Genomic DNA, 20247 nt, shown 5'->3' on the forward strand with positions numbered 1-20247 from the left:
ACAAGACGGCATCTCCATTGCAGCGGTTAAGAGCCGCTATTACGCAAGGTCAGGAATTCGCAGGACCTGGCCGGGATAAATCTTGTCGGGATGGGTCAGCATCGGCTTGTTCGCTTCGAAGATGATGTTGTTCTTCGCGCCATTGGCCTTGCCATATTGCGCTTCAGCGATCTTCCAGAGATTGTCGCCCTTCTTAACCGTATAGAACACCGGCTCCTTCGCGGGCGCTTCGGCCACTTTCAACTCACCCGCCTCGACCTTGGAAATGCCGAGCGTATTGCCGACCGCGATAACCGCCTTTTCGAAGACCGACTGATCGGCCACTTCGCCCTTCAGAACGACCTTGTCGTCTACCACCTCGACCTGAACCTTGTCCGTGCCGAGATCGTGGGAAGCGAGTTCCTTCTTGACCGCTTCGACATCGGGCGTATCATCGCCGCCGATACCGAGCTTCTTTCCCGCTTCCTTGATGAAATTGAACAGACCCATAGCACCCTCCTTGGTTGTAGGGAGGTTTACCAGACGATATTTGAAGCTCTATGACAAGCGCGAAACATTTGGCCCCTATTCGCCCGAGGGCTTGCCGCGCATTTTCTTGATATCGGAGCGGCCGGACTTCGCCTTCAGGCGGCGCTCGACCGAGCCCTTGGTCGGCTTGGTGGCCTTACGCACCGGCGGCGGCGGGGCGGCGGCTTCGAGGATCAGCTCCTTCAGCCGTTCGCGCGCATCTTCGCGATTGCGCTCCTGGCTGCGAAACCGGCTCGCCTCGATCATCAGCACGCCTTCTTTCGACACACGCCTGCCACCGAGGCGCAGGGCATTCACCTTCACCCGCTCCGACAGGGAGGGCGAATTTGCAATGTCGAAAAACAGCTGAACCGCCGTCGAGACCTTGTTGACGTTCTGGCCGCCCGGCCCGCCGGCCAGCACGAATTGCTCCGTCAGCTCCCAGCCGGCGATGGTGATACGGTTGCTGATGTAAAGCGGGTCGCTGGCCATGATCTTTCTCCGCGCCGGTGATGCCACAGATCGCAAAAAATGAAAACAGCGGAGAAAATGAAAGAACCCGGCACAAGGCCGGGTCCCCTCCTCCTCACGAATGAGGCTCTATTTATTCAGCCGCAAGCAGCAGGCCCGGTGCAGCATCGCGAACCTTGCTATCGACGTGATCTTCGAACTTGGTGAAGTTCGTGACGAACATCGAGACCAGCTTCTTCGCCTGCGCGTCATAGGCTGCGCCATCGGCCCAGGTCGAACGCGGATCGAGGATCGCGCTGTCGACGCCATCAAGCGACAGCGGCACTGCGAAACCGAAATTCGCGTCGGTGCGGAATTCCGCATTCTTCAGGTCGCCGGTCAGCGCTGCCGTCAGAAGCGCGCGGGTCGCCTTGATGGGCATGCGCTTGCCGATGCCGTAGGCACCGCCGGTCCAGCCGGTATTGACCAGCCAGCAATCCACGCCATGCTTGCCGATCAACTCGCGCAGCAGGTTGCCATATTCCGCCGGGTGGCGTGGCATGAAGGGTGCGCCGAAGCAGGTTGAGAACGTCGCTTCCGGCTCCGTCACGCCCTTTTCCGTGCCTGCAACCTTTGCGGTGTAACCAGAGAGGAAGTGGTACATGGCCTGTTCCGGCGTCAGACGGGCGATCGGCGGCAACACGCCGAAGGCATCCGCCGTCAGCATGATGATCGTCTTCGGATGGCCGGCAATGCCCGTTTCCGATGCATTCGGAATGAAGTGCAGCGGATAGGCGCTGCGGGTGTTTTCCGTCAGCGAGTTGTCGTTGAAGTCGGGAACGCGGTTTTGGCCCAGCACCACGTTTTCGAGAACCGTGCCGAAACGGCGGGTCGCGGCGTAGATTTCCGGTTCGGCTTCGGCCGAAAGCTTGATCGCCTTGGCGTAGCAGCCGCCTTCGAAGTTGAAGATGCCGTGCTCGCCCCAGCCATGCTCGTCATCGCCGATCAGCGTGCGCGACGGATCGGCCGACAGCGTGGTCTTGCCGGTGCCGGACAGGCCGAAGAACACGGCGGAATCACCTTCTGGACCAACATTGGCCGAGCAATGCATCGGCATGACGCCCTTGGCCGGCAGGAGATAATTGAGGACTGTGAAGACCGACTTCTTGTTTTCACCGGCATAGGAGGTGCCGCCGATGAGGACAAGACCATTGGTGAGATCGCAGGCGATGACGGTTTCCGAACGAACGCCGTGACGGTCCGGATCGGCCTTGAAGCTCGGCAGGTTGATGATGGTGAGCTTCTGTTTGAAGCCCGCCAGTTCTTCCTGCTTCGGTCGGATAAGAAGGTTGCGAATGAACAGCGAATGCCAGGCAAGCTCGGTGACGACGCGGGTCGGCAGAGCGTTTTCCTCATCGGCGCCGCCGATCAGGTCCTGAACATAGAGGGTCTTTCCGGCGGCATGGGCCAGCATGTCCTGGCGCAGCAACTCGAAATTTTCCGGCGACAGCGGCTTGTTGTTGTCCCACCAGATGGTGTTCTCGGTGGAGGCATCGCGGACGACGAATTTGTCCTTCGGCGAACGGCCCGTATGCTGGCCGGTGACGGCGCGAAGCGCACCATCGATGGTCAGTTCGGCCTCGCCGTTGCGGATCGCTTCTTCGTATAATTCGCTCTCATTGAGGTTATAAAAGACGCGGGAGGCCTCGCCCAGTCCGAGTTCCGCAACTCCATTGGCAGGATTATGAACCCCAAGCTCGTTCATGACGCGTTCCTTGTTAATGACGATAAGGCCGTTGAAATTTCCACGGAAAATACGTGGCGGCTTTTGGAAACGCAAGAGCCAAACTTTAAAAAACTTAGTGATTTCAATATATTAATCGATTTAAAAGATTTTATTTCTTTTTAAATCGGTTGAAGACGCATTAAAATCCAACTGCGGCCTTTCCGCAAAATCTCCTCGCTCCAGCCCGGCGATTTGGCAGCGAGTTTTCCTTTGCCACAATTTGTTCCACCTTTATACTCAAGAGAGTGGCTCGCGGCGCACAACCTTGGCTGGGTGAATGTCGGGAGTTACGAGAAAATGACGATGGAGACCAACTATATGCAGACGATCGCGCTTGTCGACGACGACCGGAATATTCTGACTTCGGTATCGATCGCGCTCGAAGCCGAAGGCTACCGGGTCGAAACGTATACGGACGGCGCTTCCGCGCTTGACGGGTTGATCGCCCGTCCGCCGCAGCTCGCCATTTTCGATATAAAGATGCCACGCATGGACGGCATGGAGCTTTTGCGGCGTCTTCGCCAGAAGTCGGATCTGCCGGTTATCTTCCTCACCTCCAAGGATGAAGAGATCGACGAATTGTTCGGCCTGAAGATGGGTGCCGACGACTTCATCACCAAGCCCTTTTCGCAACGCCTTCTGGTGGAACGCGTGAAAGCCATCCTGCGCCGCGCCAGCAGCCGCGAGGCTTCCGCCGCAACCGGCAGCGTGCTGAAGCCGACCGCCGATCAGCAGGCGCGCACGCTCGAGCGCGGGCAGCTCGCCATGGACCAGGAACGCCACACCTGCACCTGGAAGGGTGAGCCGGTGACGCTGACGGTCACCGAATTCCTCATCCTGCATTCGCTGGCGCAGCGGCCCGGCGTGGTGAAAAGCCGCGACGCGCTGATGGATGCGGCCTATGACGAACAGGTCTATGTGGATGATCGCACCATCGACAGCCACATCAAGCGTCTTCGCAAGAAGTTCAAACTCGTCGATGGCGACTTCGATATGATTGAAACGCTTTATGGCGTAGGATATCGCTTCCGCGAAGCGGCTTGAAGAAGCCGACTCGAGCAGAAGGGACCGCCCGATCTGGGGTGGTGAGGACTTTAATACGTGTTGAAGAAAACGCCGGAAACCGTCTCGGATAGTGACGATGCCGAAGAACGCGGCAGCGAACGCCGCCATCGTATCCATCCGCTGACGATCATCCGGCGCATTTTCGGCAATGCGGTGTTTTCCAGCCTCACGCGCCGCATTCTTTTCTTCAACGTTGCGGCGACGGTGGTTCTGGTCGGCGGCATTCTCTATCTCAACCAGTTCCGCGAAGGGCTGATCGACGCACGGGTGGAAAGCCTGTTGACGCAGGGCGAAATCATTGCCGGTGCGGTCTCGGCTTCCGCCTCCGTCGATACCAATTCGATCACCATCAATCCGGAAAAGCTGCTCGAATTGCAGGCGGGGCAGAGCATTACCCCCGCCCCCAATGACGAGGACCTGAGTTTCCCGATCAATCCGGAGCGGGTGGCGCCGGTGCTGCGGCGGCTGATCTCGCCGACGCGTACCCGCGCACGGCTGTTCGATGCCGACGCCAACCTGCTGCTCGATTCCCGCCATCTTTATTCGCGCGGTCAGGTTCTGCGCTTCGATCTGCCGCCAGTGACGCCGGAGACGCAGACCTGGGGCGACTGGTTCACCAGCATGTTCAACCGCATGCTGCAGCCCAGCAGCCTGCCGCAATATAAGGAAGCGCCGGGTGGCGACGGCTCGATCTATCCGGAAGTGATGAATGCGCTGACGGGTGTTCGCGGCGCTGTCGTGCGCGTCACCGAAAAGGGCGAACTGATCGTTTCTGTGGCTGTGCCGGTACAGCGCTTCCGGGCCGTGCTCGGCGTTCTGCTTCTGTCGACGCAGGCGGGCGATATCGACAAGATCGTGCATGCGGAGCGCCTTGCGATCATGCGCGTCTTCGGCATCGCCACCCTGGTCAATATCGTGCTGTCACTGCTCCTGTCCTCCACCATCGCCACGCCGCTGCGGCGCCTTTCGGCCGCCGCGATCCGAGTGCGCCGCGGCGCAAGGACGCGTGAGGAAATACCGGATTTCTCGGCGCGCCAGGATGAGATCGGCAATCTTTCGATTGCGCTGCGTGAAATGACGACGGCGCTCTACGACCGTATCGATGCCATCGAAAGTTTCGCCGCCGATGTCAGCCATGAACTCAAAAACCCGCTGACCTCGCTGCGCAGCGCCGTGGAAACCCTGCCGCGCGCCAAGACCGAAGAGTCCAAGCAGCGCCTGACCGAGATCATCTTCCACGACGTCCGCCGTCTAGACCGCCTGATCAGCGACATTTCGGATGCGTCGCGGCTCGATGCCGAGTTGGCGCGCGCCGACGCCTCGCCGCTCGATCTCGATGTTCTGATGAAGGGTCTGGTGGACATATCCCGCCAGATAAGCACCAAAAAGAAAAGCGTGACGATCGACTATTCTGTTGACCGGAAAGCGGGCGCAAAGACCTCGTTCGTGGTCAACGGCCACGATCTCCGCATTGGCCAGATCGTCACCAACCTCATCGAGAATGCGCGCTCCTTCGTTGCCGAGGAAAGCGGGCGCATCACCGTGCGCCTTTCGCGTCACAAGGATCGCTGCATCGTGCAGGTGGAGGACAACGGCCCCGGCATTCAGGCGGAAGATATCGACCGGATCTTCGAGCGCTTTTACACCGACCGGCCGGCGAGCGAAGGGTTCGGCCAGAATTCCGGCCTTGGTCTTTCCATCAGCCGCCAGATCGCCGAAGCCCATGGCGGTAGCCTCAGGGCGGAAAATGTCGTTGACAAATATGGCGTGATTTCCGGCGCGCGCTTCACCCTGTCGCTGCCGGCGGCCGAAACCCATGAACGCTGAACGCTTCAACCTTCACGCCACTGCCATCGTCGTTCAAAACACCGGTATCCTCTTTGCCGGACCATCGGGCAGCGGCAAAAGCGAGCTTGCCTTCAGCTTCCTGACGGAGGCTGAACGCTGCGGATTGCCGGCCGCACTGATCGCGGACGATCAGATTTTCGTGTATCGCGACGGCGAAACCATCATCGCCGAGCGGCCGGAAACAATCGCCGGCCTGCTGGAATTGCGCGGCAGCGGCATTGTTTCGTTGAAAAGCATTGCGCGCGCGCCACTACATTTCGCCGTCACGACAGTTCTTTCACCTGAAAATCCAAGACTTCCAGAAGATGACGAAGTGTTGTTGCTACCCTGCGGCGGGCATCTTCCGCTCTTACGTATTCCGCTTTCCAGTCTTACGCCCTATGGAAAATTTGCTGCACTTGCTCAGAATCTTTTTAAAACGAATGTGAAGTGACCGTGATTCAGGCGATTTTAGGCTTGCGATTCGCATTTTCCTCATCAAGATGAAATCCCACCGATGGACAGGATTGCCGCGTTGCGATAGTCGGCAATGAGAGTGCGTGTGCAAGGGAGCATTTCATGATCGGACTAGTGCTTGTCACCCATGGCAAGCTGGCTGAGGAGTTTCGCCATGCGTTGGAGCATGTCGTCGGTCCCCAGAAATTGATCGAGACGGTCTGTATCGGTCCCGAAGACGACATGGATCAGCGCCGGCAGGACATCATCGACGCCGTTGCGCGTGCCAATGATGGCAATGGCGTCATCATCCTGACGGACATGTTCGGCGGCACGCCCTCCAATCTCGCGATTTCCGTCATGAACAACGGCAATGTCGAAGTCATCGCCGGGGTCAATCTTCCCATGCTGATCAAGCTTGCCGGCGTTCGCAGCGAAGATAACATGGACAAGGCCCTTCAGGATGCATCCGATGCCGGCCGCAAATATATCAACGTCGCCAGCCGCGTTTTGAGCGGCAAATAAGAAGTCAGCCCATGTCGCCATTTACCCGGGAACTACCGATCATCAATAAACGCGGTCTCCACGCCCGGGCATCCGCCAAATTCGTGCAGATGGTCGAAGGTTTCGACGCGACGATCACGGTTTCCAAAGACGGCATGACCGTTGGCGGCACCTCCATCATGGGTCTTATGATGCTGGCCGCAAGCCCCGGATGCAGCGTCTATGTCGAGGCGAGCGGCAATCAGGCGAAAGAAGCGATCGAAGCGCTCGAGGCGCTGGTCGCCGACCGCTTCGGCGAAGAAGCCTGAGCCGGCACCATATAAAGACATAAAGACTTCTTTATATCATCATTGCCAGATCGTTCGTGGCCTGCTAAACCGCTGCTACGTTTAAAAGCCGGGCCGCAAGGCGCGGCGTTTCTGATCTGGAGAACTTCATGAGCCTTGAGAAGGACTACATCGTCGCCGATATCAACCTTGCCGCGTTCGGCCGCAAGGAGCTGGACATTGCCGAAACCGAAATGCCGGGCCTGATGTCCTGCCGCAAGGAATTCGGCGAAAGCAAGCCCCTGAAGGGCGCACGTATCACCGGTTCTCTTCACATGACGATCCAGACCGGCGTTCTCATCGAGACGCTGAAGGAACTGGGCGCGGATGTTCGCTGGGCCTCCTGCAACATTTTCTCGACGCAGGATCATGCGGCGGCGGCAATTGCGGCGGCCGGCATTCCGGTCTTCGCGGTCAAGGGTGAAAGCCTGACAGAATATTGGGAATATACCGACAGGATCTTCCAGTGGGCCGATGGCGGCCTCTCCAACATGATCCTTGACGATGGCGGCGACGCCACCATGTATATCCTGCTCGGCGCACGTGCTGAAGCCGGCGAGGACGTTCTGTCCAATCCCGGTTCGGAAGAAGAGGAAATCCTCTTCGCGCAGATCAACAAGCGCCTCAAGGCTTCCCCCGGCTGGTTCACCAAACAGCGCGACGCGCTGAAGGGTGTCACAGAAGAAACGACGACCGGCGTTCACCGTCTTTACGATCTCAGCAAGAAGGGCCTGCTGCCCTTCCCGGCCATCAACGTCAACGACAGCGTCACCAAGTCGAAGTTCGACAACAAGTATGGCTGCAAGGAATCGCTCGTCGACGGCATTCGCCGCGCAACCGACGTGATGATGGCCGGCAAGGTTGCCGTGGTCTGCGGTTACGGCGATGTGGGCAAGGGTTCTGCCGCTTCGCTGCAGGGCGCCGGCGCCCGCGTGAAGGTCACCGAAATCGACCCGATCTGCGCGCTTCAGGCTGCCATGGACGGTTTCGAAGTCGTTCGCCTGGAAGACGTCATCTCGTCTGCAGATATCTTCATCACCACGACAGGCAACAAGGACGTGATCCGCATCGAGCATATGCGCGAGATGAAGGACATGGCCATCGTCGGCAATATCGGCCATTTCGATAATGAAATTCAGGTCGCATCGCTGCGTAACCTCAAGTGGACGAACATCAAGCCGCAGGTCGACATGATCGAGTTCCCGAAGGGTAACCGCATCATCCTGCTCTCGGAAGGCCGCCTGCTGAACCTCGGCAACGCCACCGGTCACCCGTCCTTCGTGATGTCGGCGTCCTTCACCAACCAGGTGCTGGGCCAGATCGAGCTCTTCACCAAGCAGGGCGAATACAAGAACGAGGTTTACGTGCTGCCGAAGCACCTCGACGAGAAGGTCGCACGCCTTCATCTCGAGAAGCTTGGCGTGCGCCTGACCGAACTTTCCGACCTTCAGGCTGATTATATCGGCATCTCGAAGGAAGGTCCGTTCAAGGCTGAACACTACAGATATTAATATCATAGTTAATATCCACTAAAATTACACAACATCTAGATGCCGCGCACTTGACAAAGTGCGCGGCATCTTTTTTGCGCGCTCCCTTTCCGCAGATTTATGAAGGCGGTATTGTCATCAGACTTGATTCGGACACGCCAAAGGGCGGCGGGGACGAAATGGGATGTCTTGTCGAAGATGCGGCACATAGGACGGAGACAGACCGGGGATGACGGTTCACAATTCGGATCTGCGCGAGCAGACAGTTCAACGCGTTGAAAACACGCATGCTGGCGTGGCATTGAGCGCGGCTCTTACGCGTTGCCGGCTGGTATTCAGTGCGGTTCGGACAGGCGTTGCGAGGCTTCCTGTCCTGATGTCGGGCACGGTTCTGGCCGGCTCGGCAAGCATGGCGCTGGCGCAGGACGGGCTTGTGGCAAAGACCGGCGCGCGACTATTTTCATCCGGAGAAACAATCACCTATTCGCTTTTCGTCGGCATGCTTTCGGCAACGCTGTTTTCCGTTGTCTGGCTGGTGCGGCAGCGCGGCAATATCGAGGCGGAGAGCAGCGAATACCGTCAGGCGCTTGCCCAGTCCCACCACAAGATCGCGAAATACGAGGCGCTGATTTCCGACAAGAGCCGCCGCATCGTCATCTGGGACGGCGCGGATAAGCGCCCCGAATTTCTGGGACAGCTGCCGGCAGAAACCGGTGTGCCGCAGGCGGATCACGATTTTCTGGCCTTTGGCCGCTGGCTGAAACCGGCATCCGCAAGCCAGCTTGAAAAATCCATCGAAAAACTCCGCAGCCATGCGCAGAGTTTCGATCTAACCATTGAAACACAGCGCGGCGAAGTCATTGAAGTTCAAGGCCGGGTTTCCGGCGGCAATGCCTTTGCCCGTTTCATCGCGCTCAACAATCTGCGCGCGGAACTCGCTGAATTGCAGGTGGAGCGCGAGCGCCTGATCGCTTCGGTCTCCACATTTCAAGAGCTTCTGGATTCCATCGAACAACCCGTCTGGCGGCGCAATGGCGAAGGCGAACTCACCTGGGTCAACCACGCTTATGCGCATGCTGTGGATGCACGCGACGCCGACCAGGCCGTTCATGAGAAACGCGAGCTGCTGAACACGGTTACCCGGCAGAAGATACGCGCGGCCGCGACACCGGAATCACCCTATCACGACCGTATTTCGACGGTTGTTTCCGGAAACCGCACCTTCTTTGACGTCGTGGATATCAAGACAGCCGGCGGTTCGGCTGGCATCGCTATCGACGCAACGGAAGCCGAAACCATCAGCGAGGAACTCAAGCGGGTTCTGAAAAGTCACGCTGAAACGCTCGATCATCTGGCAACGCCCGTCGCCATTTTCGACGGCCGGCAGCGGCTGCAATTCTACAATCAGGCTTTCGCGGCTCTCTGGGGTTTCGACCTCGTTTTCCTCGAATCCAGCCCTGATAATTCCGAGCTTCTGGACAGGCTGCGCACCGCCGGCAAATTGCCGGAGCAGCTGAACTGGAAGAACTGGAAAGAGGCGGCGCTTTCCGTCTACCGTTCGCTGGATACCAAGACCGATCTCTGGCACCTGCCGAACGGCCAGACCCTGCGGGTTATCGCAACCGCCCATCCGCAGGGCGGCGCGACCTGGGTTTTCGAGAACCTGACCGAGCAGGTCGACCTGCAGATGCGCTACAACACGCTGGTGAAGGTGCAGGGCGAAACCATCGACCATCTGGCCGAAGGTGTCGCCGTATTCGGTGCGGATGGGCGCATTCGCCTCTCCAACCCGGCATTCCGGGCGCTCTGGGGCGTGACCGCGGAACAGGCTGAGACTGGCACCCATATCCGCGCCATCGAAACCGCCTGCACACAATCTTATGACAGGCCGGACGGCTGGCGCGCCTTCAGCCAGTTCATTACCAGCTTCGATGATGAGCGGCCCTCGCGACAGGGAACGCTGGAACTGCTTTCCGGCCTTGTGCTCGACTATGCCATCATTCCGCTGCCCGATTCACAGACCATGCTGACTTTCGTCAACATGACCGACAGCGTGCGGGCCGAGCGGGCGCTCAAGGAAAAGAACGACGCGCTTTTGAAGGCCGACGAGCTGAAGAACGATTTCGTGCAGCATGTTTCCTACGAGCTGCGCTCGCCGCTGACCAATATCATCGGCTTCACCGACCTCCTGAAGACGCCCGGCATCGGCCAGTTGACGGACCGGCAGGCCGAATATCTCGACCATATTTCCACCTCCTCCTCGGTTCTCCTGACCATCGTCAACGATATTCTCGATCTCGCGACGGTGGACGCGGGCATCATGCAGCTCAATTATTCGGATAATGATCTGAACGAATTGCTTGAAGACGTTTCGGTGCAGATCGCCGACCGGCTGCAGGAAAGCGGCATTTCGCTCGAGATCGTTGCACCGACCCATCTCGGCAGTCTCGTGGCCGATCACCAGCGACTGAAGCAGATTCTCATCAAGCTGCTGACCAACGCGATCAATTTCGCCCCGGAAGGGTCTTCGGTTCAGCTCTCCTGCCAGCGCAGCGAAGGTGACTTCGTGTTCTCGGTGGCGGACAAGGGTCCGGGTATTCCTGAAGACATGCTGAAGAGCGTGTTCGACCGCTTCGCGACGCGCGGCAATGGCGGGCGGCGAACCGGTGCAGGGCTTGGCCTTTCCATCGTGGAAAGCTTCGTCAGCCTGCACCATGGCACTGTCAGCATCGACAGCCGACCCGGCAACGGCACCATCGTCACGTGCCGCATTCCTTCCGGCACACGGCCGCATTCCATCGCCGCAGAATGAGCGAAGACATCTTGCCGATAGCCATTCCCCTTGAGGGAGAAAAGGACACCATCAGGCTCGGTGAAGACCTCGCACTGGCCTTAAAACCCGGCGATTGTCTCGCACTCATCGGCGATCTCGGCACCGGCAAATCGACGCTCGCCCGAGCCTTCATCCGCGGGATGGCGGATGAGCCTGATCTCGAAGTGCCGAGCCCCACCTTCACGATCATCCAGACTTATGACGCCCGCATTCCGGTCGCCCATCTTGATCTTTACCGGCTTTCGGATGTTTCCGAGCTGGACGAACTCGGCATTGATGAGATGCTGGAGGACGGCATCTGCCTGATCGAGTGGCCGGATATCGCCACTGATATTCTGCCGCCGGAACAGACCGTAACCCTTACGTTGACACATTCCGGCGAAGGGCGGCTCGCCGCCATCGAGGCTCCGGCAAAACTGAAAGCACGGCTTGAGCGGGTTTTCGCCATCCGCGCATTTCTCGCGAAAAATGGCAGGGGCGATGTGGCCCGGCGCTTTCTAAGCGGCGATGCTTCCACACGCGCCTATGAGACCGTTTCAACTGGTGGGCCGGATCTTATCCTGATGGACTGGCGCCGCCCCATGCGAGGGGCGATCGTCGCTGAAGGCAAGACCTATGCGGAAATCGCCCATCTTGCCCAGGATGCGCGTTCCTTCGTGGCTATTGGCAATTATCTGAGAAATAGCGGCTTTTGCGCGCCGGAGATTCTGGCGGCGGATACCGATCAGGGCATTCTCCTGCTGGAAAACCTCGGGCGGGAGGGCGTGCTGGCGCCTGACGGGACGCCGATAGAGGACCGCTATCTGCAAAGCGTCGCCTGTCTCGCGGCCCTTCACCAGGCCTCGCGGCCCGACCTGCTGCCAGTGGGTGACGGCAGCGCCTATGAGGTTCCCCCCTTCGACCGGCAGGCGATGAAGATCGAGGTTTCGCTGCTGGCGGAATGGTATCTGCCGCATAAACGCGGCAAGCCCCTCACCGATAGCGAAAAGAGCGACTATTACGCTCTATGGGACAGGCTGATCGACCAGCTCGCCGACTGTGAGACGGGACTTGTGCTGCGCGATTTCCATTCACCCAACCTTATATGGCAGCCGAAAAACAGCGGCATACGGCAAGTCGGCCTGATCGATTTTCAAGATGCGATGATCGGCCCGACCGCCTATGATGTCGCTTCCATCGTGCAGGATGCCCGCGTTACCATCTCCCCCGAACTGCAAGCGCGCCTGCTTTCGCACTATCTCGAGAACAGAAGAAGCACGCCTTTCGATGAGGCCGCTTTCCTCAAGGCTTTCGCCATCATGTCGGCGCAACGCAACTGCAAGCTTGCCGGTATCTGGGTGAGGCTGTTGGAACGGGATCGAAAACCCGGTTATATGAAACATATGCCGAGGACGTTCCGCTATCTCAGTGCAGCGCTTTCGCATCCGGAACTCGCACCGCTCAGAGACTGGTGCCTGCGCATGGGCATCGAATTTAACGACTGAAAGACGGTTGACCACGATGACGATCAAAAACGCGATGGTGCTGGCCGCCGGGCTTGGCACGCGGATGCGCCCGATCACGGATACGATCCCGAAGCCGCTCGTGAAAATCGCCGGCAAGCCGATGATCGACTACGCGCTCGATTCCCTTGTCGAAGCCGGTGCCGAGACAATCGTCGTCAATGTGCATCACCACGCCGAACAGATGATTGCTCATCTCGAAAACCGCACCGACGCCGAAATCCTGATTTCCGACGAGCAGTCGCAGCTGATGAATTCCGGTGGCGGACTTGCCAAGGGCCTGAAGCTTCTGGAACCCGGCCCGGTCTTCGTCATGAATGCCGATCTTTTCTGGATCGGCGAACAGTTGAATGCGGTCAGCAACCTGCGCAAGCTTGCGCAATTCTTCGATCCCACCCGCATGGATATGGCGCTGCTCTGCGTCGACATGGATCGCACCACCGGACACAATGGGAAGAGGGATTTCAACCTGGCGGATGACGGAAAACTGGCGCGGTATCGCGATGGCGACCCAACCCCGGTAGTTTATGCGGGCGCCATCGCCATGGATTCGCGACTGCTGGACGATGCGCCGGTGGATGCCTTCAACCTCAATATCTATTTCGATCGCGCCATCGGAAAAGACCGGCTTTTCGGGCTTTCTCTGGATGGCCACTGGATTACGGTCGGCACGCCCGACGCAATAGAAGACGCCGAAAGCATTATCCGGCAATTCAGGGAAAAACGCTCTGCATGACCCTTACTCACCACGCAAAGCGCGTCCTGACGATCGCCGCGGGAACACCGTTCCTCAGGACGCTCGCGGAAACGCTGTGTGATGGGACGCTGACATCAGGCTATAAATACGACCCGGCCGATCCGCTATCGCTTGCCAAGGTGACGATCTATGTGCCGACGCGGCGCTCCGCCCGCGTGCTGCGCTCCGAATTCGTCGATCTTCTAGGCGGCCGATCCGCCATTCTGCCGCTGATCCGGCCTCTGGGTGAGACGGATGACGATAGCGGCTTCTTCGAGATCGAAAACCCTGAGATCATGGATCTGGCGCCACCGATTTCCGGCACCGGCCGGCTCATCGAACTGGCGCGTCTCATTCTCGCCTGGCGCAACAGCCTGCCGGACGCCATCCGGGCCATCCATTCCGATTCGCCGCTTGTCGCCCCCGCCAGCCCCGCCGATGCTATATGGCTGGCGCGTGCGCTTGGCGAGGTGATCGATGCGATGGATACCGAAGAAAAGGACTGGGAAGCGCTTCAGCATATCGATACTGGCGATCACGCTCAATGGTGGCAGCTGACTGCGGACTTCCTGCGGATCGCCAGCGTCTTCTGGCCGGCGCGGCTTGCCGAACTCAACCGTTCCTCCGCCGGCCGGCATCGCAACGCCATCCTGCGGGCGGAAGCGAACCGGCTTGCCAATTTGCCGGATACGGGACCCATCATCGTCGCAGGGTCGACGGGCTCCATTCCTGCGGCAGCCGATCTGATCGCCGCCGTTGCCGCCCTGCCGCAAGGCACCGTTGTGCTTCCCGGCCTCGACCTCGCCATGCCGGAGGAACAATGGCAGGCGATTGCCGAGGACCCCACCGATCCTTCGAGCCGCACCCATTCGCAATACGGGCTTTATATGCTGTTGCAGAAGCTCGGCATCCTGCGCGATGACGTGGATCAGATTGGCGCCATTGACGGCGATCTGGAAAAGCGAGCAGCGGTGTTTTCGGCCGCACTCGCACCGGCCAAATCCACCAGCGACTGGAATCGCTGGCGCGAAGACAGGCAACCCGGCTTTTTCGACGATGCTTTCGCAACCGCCACGCTTATTGAAGCCGCCAATGAGCGCGAGGAGGCAACGGCCATCGCAGTGGCTTTGCGGCTGGCCCTTGAAGCACCGGGTGCTGGCCGTCCATCGCAGGCAGCATTGATTACACCGGACCGCGGACTGGCGCGACGCGTGGCGACGGAGTTACAGCGCTTCGGCATCGAAGCCGACGACTCGGCCGGTACGCCGCTTTCCGCCACCCCGCAAGCCGGGCTGACGCAACTGGCGCTGGAGGCCATCCTCAGGCCCGGAGACCCCGTGCCAATTATTTCCCTCCTGAAACATCCGCTCAGCCGTTTCGGGCTTTCCGATGAAGCTTTCGCGAAAGCCTCGAAAGCGCTGGAGCTGATTGCGCTGCGCGGCGGCCGTGTGGAAACCGAAATCGGCAATCTGGAAGCGGTTCTGGATGCACAGCTTGTGGTGCAGCGCGATGACCGGCACCCGCCCGCCTGGCGGCTGGCCCTGCCGCAGGCAAGCGCGGAGGCCGCGCGCGATCTGGCGCGGCGGATTGCCGTTGCTACCGAACCGCTCGGCTCCGCCTTTATCCGCAGAGATCGATCCGGCCGCGCCTTCACCGATAAATTGCCACTGTCCGTCTGGGCGGAGCGGACGGGCCGCGTGATCGAAGCCATCTGTGCGGATGAAAACAACGATCTTGCCGCACTCTGGTCCGGTGAAGCGGGAGACAAGCTTTCCGAGCTGTTCGGCGAATTGATGGAAAACGGCGAAATCCTCGACGCGGACGGACCGCAATGGATCGATATTTTTGCGGCACTGGTGGCCGGTGAATCGATCAAGCCACGATCGATGCGTCACCCGCGCATTTTCATCTTCGGCGCACTTGAGGCACGGCTGCAAAGTGTCGACACCGTCGTCATCGGCGGCCTCAATGAAGGGCTGTGGCCCGGCCAGACAGCGAATAATCCGTTTCTGTCCCGCACCATGAAGACCGCGATCGGGCTGGAGCCGCCGGAACGGCGTATCGGCCAGTTGGCGCATGATTTCGAGATGGCAAATGGCACCCGGCAGATTTTTTACACCCGCGCGCTGAGGCAGGGCTCGACACCCGCCGTCGCCTCACGCTGGCTGCAGCGTCTTCTGGCGCTGGGCGGCGAGAAATTTGCCGAAAGCCTGAAGAAGCGCGGCGAGACCTATCGCCATTGGGCAGGATTGATGGATGAAAGTATCGATCAGGAAGCGGCAAAGCGCCCTGCCCCGAAGCCGCCGGCCGAGTTGCAGCCAACGCGCTATTCCTTCAGCGAAGTGGGCCGCCTGCGCCGCGACCCCTATTCGATCTATGCGCGACGCATCCTGAAACTGGACCCGCTTGCCCCCTTCAACCGCGATCCGAACGCCGCCGATCGCGGCACGCTCTATCACGCGATCATCGAGCGTTATTCCCGCGAGGCGCATATTCCCGGCACGCCAGCCTCGCTCGCGGCCATGCAACGCATTCTCGATGAGTGTTTCGACGCGGAAAACCTGCCTCCCCATGTGGATGTCATCTGGCGGCCGCGTTTTGCGGCGGTGGCCCGCGCCTTCATCGACTGGGAGAAGGAAAGGCATCCGTCCATCCGCCACAGCTTTTTCGAGGCACGCGCCGGGCAGGAAATCGCCGAGGCGGGCATAAGGCTGACCGGGATCGCCGACCGCATCGACATCAAGACGAACGGCCACGCGGATATTATCGATTACAAGACGGGGCTTGCGCCTTCCGTCAATCAGGCGCGCGCGCTGCTTGATCCACAGCTTGCGCTGGAAGCCGCAGCGCTGATGCGCGGCGCCTTCCGCGAAGCCGGTTCGCCCACGCCTGACAATCTCATCTATGTTCGCCTGCGGCCGGGCGAGCGCTTCTTTGCCGATCAGGTCAATAACGAACATTCCAGTCGAAGCAGCAAAAGACCGCCGAAATCGGCGATTGAGCTCGCCACTGAATCGATCGAACAGCTCACCAAATTCGTTCATTCTCTGCGCAACGGCGAAAACGGCTTCGCCTCGCGGCTGGTGCCCGAGGAGCAGCAATCCTATGGCGGGGAATATGACCACCTCGCCCGCGTTTCGGAATGGTCGACGGCAGAACCGGGAGACGGCGATGACGATTGATCCCTTCGACGCCGGCCCCGCCACCGACACGCCTGAAAGCTGGATCGACTGGACCAGCGCCCGGCAGCGGCTTGCCTCCGATCCCGCCAGTTCCGCATGGGTGTCGGCCAATGCCGGCTCAGGTAAGACCCATGTCCTGACCCAGCGCGTCATTCGCCTGCTTTTGGCCGGCTGCCGGCCTTCGGCGATTTTGTGCCTCACCTATACCAAGGCCGCGGCGTCGGAAATGTCGAGCCGTGTTTTCGACCGTCTGGCGGAATGGGCTACTTTGCCGGATTCCGATCTTAAGGACCGCATCGCCACCATCGAAGGCAAGGCGCCGGATCGCATCAAGCTTGCCGAAGCGCGCAGGCTGTTTGCCAAGGCGCTGGAAACACCGGGCGGGCTGAAAATCCAGACCATCCACGCCTTCTGCGAGGCGTTGCTGCACCAGTTTCCGCTGGAAGCCAATGTCGCCGGCCATTTCTCCGTTCTCGATGACCGCGCCGCGACCACGCTGCTGGCCGAGGCGCGCCGCTCGCTTCTGACGGCGGTTTCAACGGAGCGCGACGCGGAACTGGCGCAGGCGCTAGCCTATGTGCTTGATCTCGCCGACGAAAGCGGGCTGGAATCACTGCTCTCCGCCATCATCGCCAACCGCAGCGCCCTTCGCGCCTTTCTTCTGGACGCCAAACAGTCAGGCGGCATCGATGCCCGGTTGCGGCAGGCGATGCAGATCGGCCATGGGGAAACCGAAGAAACCGCGGCAGCCGCCTTCTGGCCTCTGCCCGGCCTCTCCGGCCTCGCGCTCGATACCTATCTGGCCCTTGCCGACGAGGTGGGCGGAACACGCGTCATCGATGTCGCTTATGCGCTCAGGGAAGCAAAACGCCAAACGGACCCCGTCCGGCGGATGGAATTCATCGAAGCGGCGCTGCTGACGGCCAAGGGCGAAAAGAAGTCTGATACCTATGTTATCAACAAGGGTATGCAGAAATCCGCCCCCGAACTTCTCGATGCGCTGACGCTTGCGCGTGACCATGCTGTTTCCTGCCGCAACCGTTATCGTCTGGTGCGGATGCTGGCGGCTACAAAATGCGCCCTTGTTCTGGCCGAAAGGCTGATCGGCGATTTCGAAGACCTGAAGAAGCAGCGAAGCCAGCTCGATTTCGAAGATCTGATCGAGCGCGCCGCCAACCTCCTCAACCGCGATACGGCGGGCGCCTGGGTGCATTACAAACTGGATCAGGGCATCGACCATATTCTGGTCGACGAGGCGCAAGATACGAGCCCGGTGCAATGGTCGATCATCCAGTCGCTGGCGGCGGATTTCTTCACGGGTGAGAGCGCTCGCTTGGGACGGCGCACGCTGTTTGCCGTGGGCGATGAAAAACAGTCGATCTATTCATTCCAGGGTGCGCGGCCGGAACGGTTTTCGCAGGAGCGCGAAGAGACCAAAAGGCGCGTCGATTCCGTCGAGCAGGCCTTTCACCGCATCCGCCTGCCGCTATCCTTCCGGTCCACGCAGGATGTGCTGGCCGCTGTCGACCAGGTGTTTTCAGACCCGAATAACGCCAGCGGTCTCAGCGCCGATAACGAACCGGTGGAACACCGATCCAACCGGGCCGGTCATCCGGGCACTGTGGAAGTGTGGGACATGGTGGCGCCGGAAACCACTGAAGACGAAGAGGATTGGACTGCCCCCTTCGATGCGCTGCGGGAAAGTGCGCCGGCCACCATCGTTGCCCGCCGTATCGCCGCGCGCATCGCCGATATGATCGGAAACGAAACCATTATCGAAAAAGGTGTCGAGCGTACCGTCGAGCCCGGCGATATTCTGGTGCTTGTCAGAAAACGCCATGCCTTCGTTAATGCGCTGACCCGGGAGTTGAAAGGGCGCAAGAACATTCCCGTTGCCGGCGCCGACCGTCTTCGCCTGACCGACCACATTGCCGTGCAGGACCTTCTGGCGCTCGGCCATTTCGTTGTCCTGCCCGAAGATGACCTTTCACTCGCCGCACTTTTGAAAAGCCCGCTCTTCAACCTGACGGAAGATGACGTTTTCGACATTGCCGCCACGCGATCGGAAACGGAAAGCGTCTGGAAACGGCTGCAAATCCTTTCGCAGGAAGAGAATAGTCACCTTTCCACCGTTGCCGCCAAGCTGGAAGGCTTCATCGTGCTTTCGAAAACGGCCACGGTGCATGATTTCTTTGCAGCGGTCCTGACCCTGCATGACGGGCGCAAAAAATTCCTCGGCCGGCTTGGCAACGAGGCGAGCGACGTTCTGGATGAGTTCCTGTCCTTTGCGCTGGATCACGAAAGAACCGGCCTGCCCGGCCTGCAGGCCTTTTTGTCCGTTCTGGAAACCGATTCTCCTGAAGTGAAGCGCGAGCAGGACAAGGATCGCGGCGAAGTGCGCATCATGACAGTGCACGCCTCCAAGGGCCTGGAAGCGCCGGTTGTTTTTGTCGTTGATGGCGGTTCGAAAGCCTTCAACCACAGCCATGTGCCGAAACTGCGCTTCGTCGAAGCAGGTGAGGACGCCTTCCCGGTGTGGCTGCCTGGCAGCGGTTTTTCCAACCATCTCATCCGCTCGGATGAAGAACGACTGAAGACGGCCGCCGAAGACGAATATCGACGGCTGCTTTATGTGGCGATGACGCGCGCTGCTGATCATCTCGTCGTCTGCGGTTATCGCGGCCAGAAGGAAAATCCCGAATGCTGGCATGCCATCGTCAAGGCGGCGCTTGCCAACAATGAAGACCATTGCAAGCCGCAGCTTTTCATGGCGGATGGCGAGGAATGGCAGGGGCTTGTCTGGCGTAAATCCGAGGCTCGCACGACATCTATCCCGCAAAAGCCACCGGAAACGCAGCAGCAGGAAGAATACGCCCTTCCGGCGGGACTTCTCGCTCCCTTGCCGGCACTGCCCTCCCTGCCGAGACCGCTCAGCCCGTCCGGTGCCGGCACCATCATTGATGACGGCGCGGACGATCTCGCCGTGCGTTCGCCGCTTTTCGGCGAGAAAACCGATGTCTCGTCGCTGGCGCTGCAGCGCGGTAGGCTAGTGCATCGCATGCTGCAGGCCCTGCCGGATTTTACCGAGGAGGAGCGGGAAGCGGCTGCCCGCCGTTATTCGGAACGTGCGGCCCGTTTCTGGCCTGCTGCCGAGCGCGAACATTTAATACGAGCGGTTCTGCGCGTCATGTCCGAACCGGCAGTGCAACCGGCCTTCTCCGCCAACAGCCGCGCGGAAGTGTCGATCATGGGCACGATGACGATCGGCAGGCAGCAATATGCCGTCTCCGGCCGCGTCGACCGGCTGGCCGTGGATGGTGATCGCGTCATTCTGGTCGATTACAAGACCAACCGCGTGCCGCCGCGCGAAGCGCGTGAAATACCTTTCTCCCACACGGCGCAGCTTGCTATCTATCGCGAAATTCTAGCACCGCTCTATCCCGGCAAGAAATTTGTCTGTGCGCTGATCTATACGGAAAATGCCGCTTTTGTGGCAGTCGAAGACGATGCGATGAGAGAGGCCCTTGCCGCAATAAAGACAAAGTGAGATACCGGGGCATTGAAATTCCGACGCGCCCGCATC

Annotated in this window: 14 protein-coding genes; 11 read left to right on the top strand and 3 right to left on the bottom strand. The window is 59.7% G+C overall.

The features are described 5' to 3' along the window. Window positions 1–39 precede the first annotated feature (39 nt). The 3 genes from lysM to QRN60_RS18805 form a co-directional block, all read right to left on the bottom strand. Window positions 40–489 carry a peptidoglycan-binding protein LysM gene (gene lysM, locus QRN60_RS18795; protein ID WP_111792802.1) on the bottom strand — a complete coding sequence of 150 codons (450 nt, stop codon included), beginning with the start codon at window positions 487–489 and terminating at the stop codon, window positions 40–42. 75 nt (window positions 490–564) lie between these two features. After that, complete coding sequence (arfB, locus tag QRN60_RS18800; RefSeq protein WP_020808742.1) at window positions 565–999, bottom strand: alternative ribosome rescue aminoacyl-tRNA hydrolase ArfB; 435 nt, start codon at window positions 997–999, stop codon at window positions 565–567. Between the two features lie 112 nt (window positions 1000–1111). Next, window positions 1112–2722, bottom strand: a complete 1611-nt coding sequence (locus QRN60_RS18805) for a phosphoenolpyruvate carboxykinase (protein WP_129564827.1) — start codon at window positions 2720–2722, stop codon at window positions 1112–1114. A 339-nt stretch (window positions 2723–3061) separates the two neighbouring features. Between QRN60_RS18805 and chvI the strand changes: the two genes are divergently transcribed. From chvI to addA, 11 genes are all read left to right on the top strand, one after another. Continuing rightward, window positions 3062–3787 carry a two-component system response regulator ChvI gene (gene chvI, locus QRN60_RS18810; protein WP_003505377.1) on the top strand — a complete coding sequence of 242 codons (726 nt, stop codon included), beginning with the start codon at window positions 3062–3064 and terminating at the stop codon, window positions 3785–3787. Between the two features lie 57 nt (window positions 3788–3844). Beyond that, window positions 3845–5635, top strand: coding sequence for a two-component system sensor histidine kinase ChvG (chvG, locus tag QRN60_RS18815; RefSeq protein ID WP_026363717.1), 1791 nt, complete (start codon window positions 3845–3847; stop codon window positions 5633–5635). Further along, a complete protein-coding gene (locus QRN60_RS18820; RefSeq protein ID WP_003505375.1) occupies window positions 5625–6089 on the top strand; it encodes an HPr kinase/phosphorylase in 465 nt (154 codons plus the stop codon). Before chvG ends, QRN60_RS18820 begins: the two co-directional genes overlap by 11 nt. A gap of 125 nt (window positions 6090–6214) precedes the next feature. Next, window positions 6215–6616 carry a PTS sugar transporter subunit IIA gene (locus QRN60_RS18825; RefSeq protein WP_003505374.1) on the top strand — a complete coding sequence of 134 codons (402 nt, stop codon included), beginning with the start codon at window positions 6215–6217 and terminating at the stop codon, window positions 6614–6616. 11 nt (window positions 6617–6627) lie between these two features. Continuing rightward, window positions 6628–6903, top strand: coding sequence for an HPr family phosphocarrier protein (locus QRN60_RS18830; RefSeq protein WP_003505372.1), 276 nt, complete (start codon window positions 6628–6630; stop codon window positions 6901–6903). Window positions 6904–7031: 128 nt separating this feature from the next. Beyond that, on the top strand, window positions 7032–8432 hold the full coding sequence (gene ahcY, locus QRN60_RS18835; protein WP_020010684.1) for an adenosylhomocysteinase: 1401 nt from the start codon (window positions 7032–7034) through the stop codon (window positions 8430–8432). Between the two features lie 208 nt (window positions 8433–8640). Further along, window positions 8641–11223: a sensor histidine kinase gene (locus QRN60_RS18840; RefSeq protein WP_129564826.1), complete on the top strand. Its 2583-nt coding sequence runs from the start codon at window positions 8641–8643 to the stop codon at window positions 11221–11223. Further along, entirely contained in the window at window positions 11220–12728 is a 1509-nt protein-coding gene (gene tsaE / locus QRN60_RS18845; RefSeq protein WP_111792800.1) for a tRNA (adenosine(37)-N6)-threonylcarbamoyltransferase complex ATPase subunit type 1 TsaE, read from the top strand. Before QRN60_RS18840 ends, tsaE begins: the two co-directional genes overlap by 4 nt. A gap of 16 nt (window positions 12729–12744) precedes the next feature. After that, window positions 12745–13482 (top strand): nucleotidyltransferase family protein, encoded by a 738-nt coding sequence (locus QRN60_RS18850; protein WP_035212847.1) that lies wholly within the window; start codon window positions 12745–12747, stop codon window positions 13480–13482. After that, on the top strand, window positions 13479–16664 hold the full coding sequence (gene addB / locus QRN60_RS18855) for a double-strand break repair protein AddB (RefSeq protein ID WP_129564825.1): 3186 nt from the start codon (window positions 13479–13481) through the stop codon (window positions 16662–16664). The genes QRN60_RS18850 and addB overlap by 4 nt, the downstream gene beginning before the upstream one ends. Next, a complete protein-coding gene (addA, locus tag QRN60_RS18860) occupies window positions 16654–20211 on the top strand; it encodes a double-strand break repair helicase AddA (RefSeq protein WP_129564824.1) in 3558 nt (1185 codons plus the stop codon). The genes addB and addA overlap by 11 nt, the downstream gene beginning before the upstream one ends. The last annotated feature ends 36 nt before the right edge of the window (window positions 20212–20247 follow it).

Origin of the sequence: Agrobacterium sp. CFBP2214, from assembly GCF_030209895.1 — a bacterium.
In the GTDB taxonomy this organism is placed as follows: Bacteria; Pseudomonadota; Alphaproteobacteria; order Rhizobiales; family Rhizobiaceae; genus Agrobacterium; species Agrobacterium radiobacter.

Excerpts from the sequence above, each read along its gene's own strand:
- lysM (WP_111792802.1), bottom strand. The coding sequence starts at position 489 with ATGGGTCTGTTCAATTTCATCAAGGAAGCGGGAAAGAAGCTCGGTATC.
- arfB (WP_020808742.1), bottom strand. The coding sequence starts at position 999 with ATGGCCAGCGACCCGCTTTACATCAGCAACCGTATCACCATCGCCGGC.
- QRN60_RS18805 (WP_129564827.1), bottom strand. The coding sequence starts at position 2,722 with ATGAACGAGCTTGGGGTTCATAATCCTGCCAATGGAGTTGCGGAACTC.
- chvI (WP_003505377.1), top strand. The coding sequence starts at position 3,062 with ATGCAGACGATCGCGCTTGTCGACGACGACCGGAATATTCTGACTTCG.
- QRN60_RS18820 (WP_003505375.1), top strand. The coding sequence starts at position 5,625 with ATGAACGCTGAACGCTTCAACCTTCACGCCACTGCCATCGTCGTTCAA.
- QRN60_RS18825 (WP_003505374.1), top strand. The coding sequence starts at position 6,215 with ATGATCGGACTAGTGCTTGTCACCCATGGCAAGCTGGCTGAGGAGTTT.
- QRN60_RS18830 (WP_003505372.1), top strand. The coding sequence starts at position 6,628 with ATGTCGCCATTTACCCGGGAACTACCGATCATCAATAAACGCGGTCTC.
- ahcY (WP_020010684.1), top strand. The coding sequence starts at position 7,032 with ATGAGCCTTGAGAAGGACTACATCGTCGCCGATATCAACCTTGCCGCG.
- QRN60_RS18840 (WP_129564826.1), top strand. The coding sequence starts at position 8,641 with ATGACGGTTCACAATTCGGATCTGCGCGAGCAGACAGTTCAACGCGTT.
- tsaE (WP_111792800.1), top strand. The coding sequence starts at position 11,220 with ATGAGCGAAGACATCTTGCCGATAGCCATTCCCCTTGAGGGAGAAAAG.
- QRN60_RS18850 (WP_035212847.1), top strand. The coding sequence starts at position 12,745 with ATGACGATCAAAAACGCGATGGTGCTGGCCGCCGGGCTTGGCACGCGG.
- addB (WP_129564825.1), top strand. The coding sequence starts at position 13,479 with ATGACCCTTACTCACCACGCAAAGCGCGTCCTGACGATCGCCGCGGGA.
- addA (WP_129564824.1), top strand. The coding sequence starts at position 16,654 with ATGACGATTGATCCCTTCGACGCCGGCCCCGCCACCGACACGCCTGAA.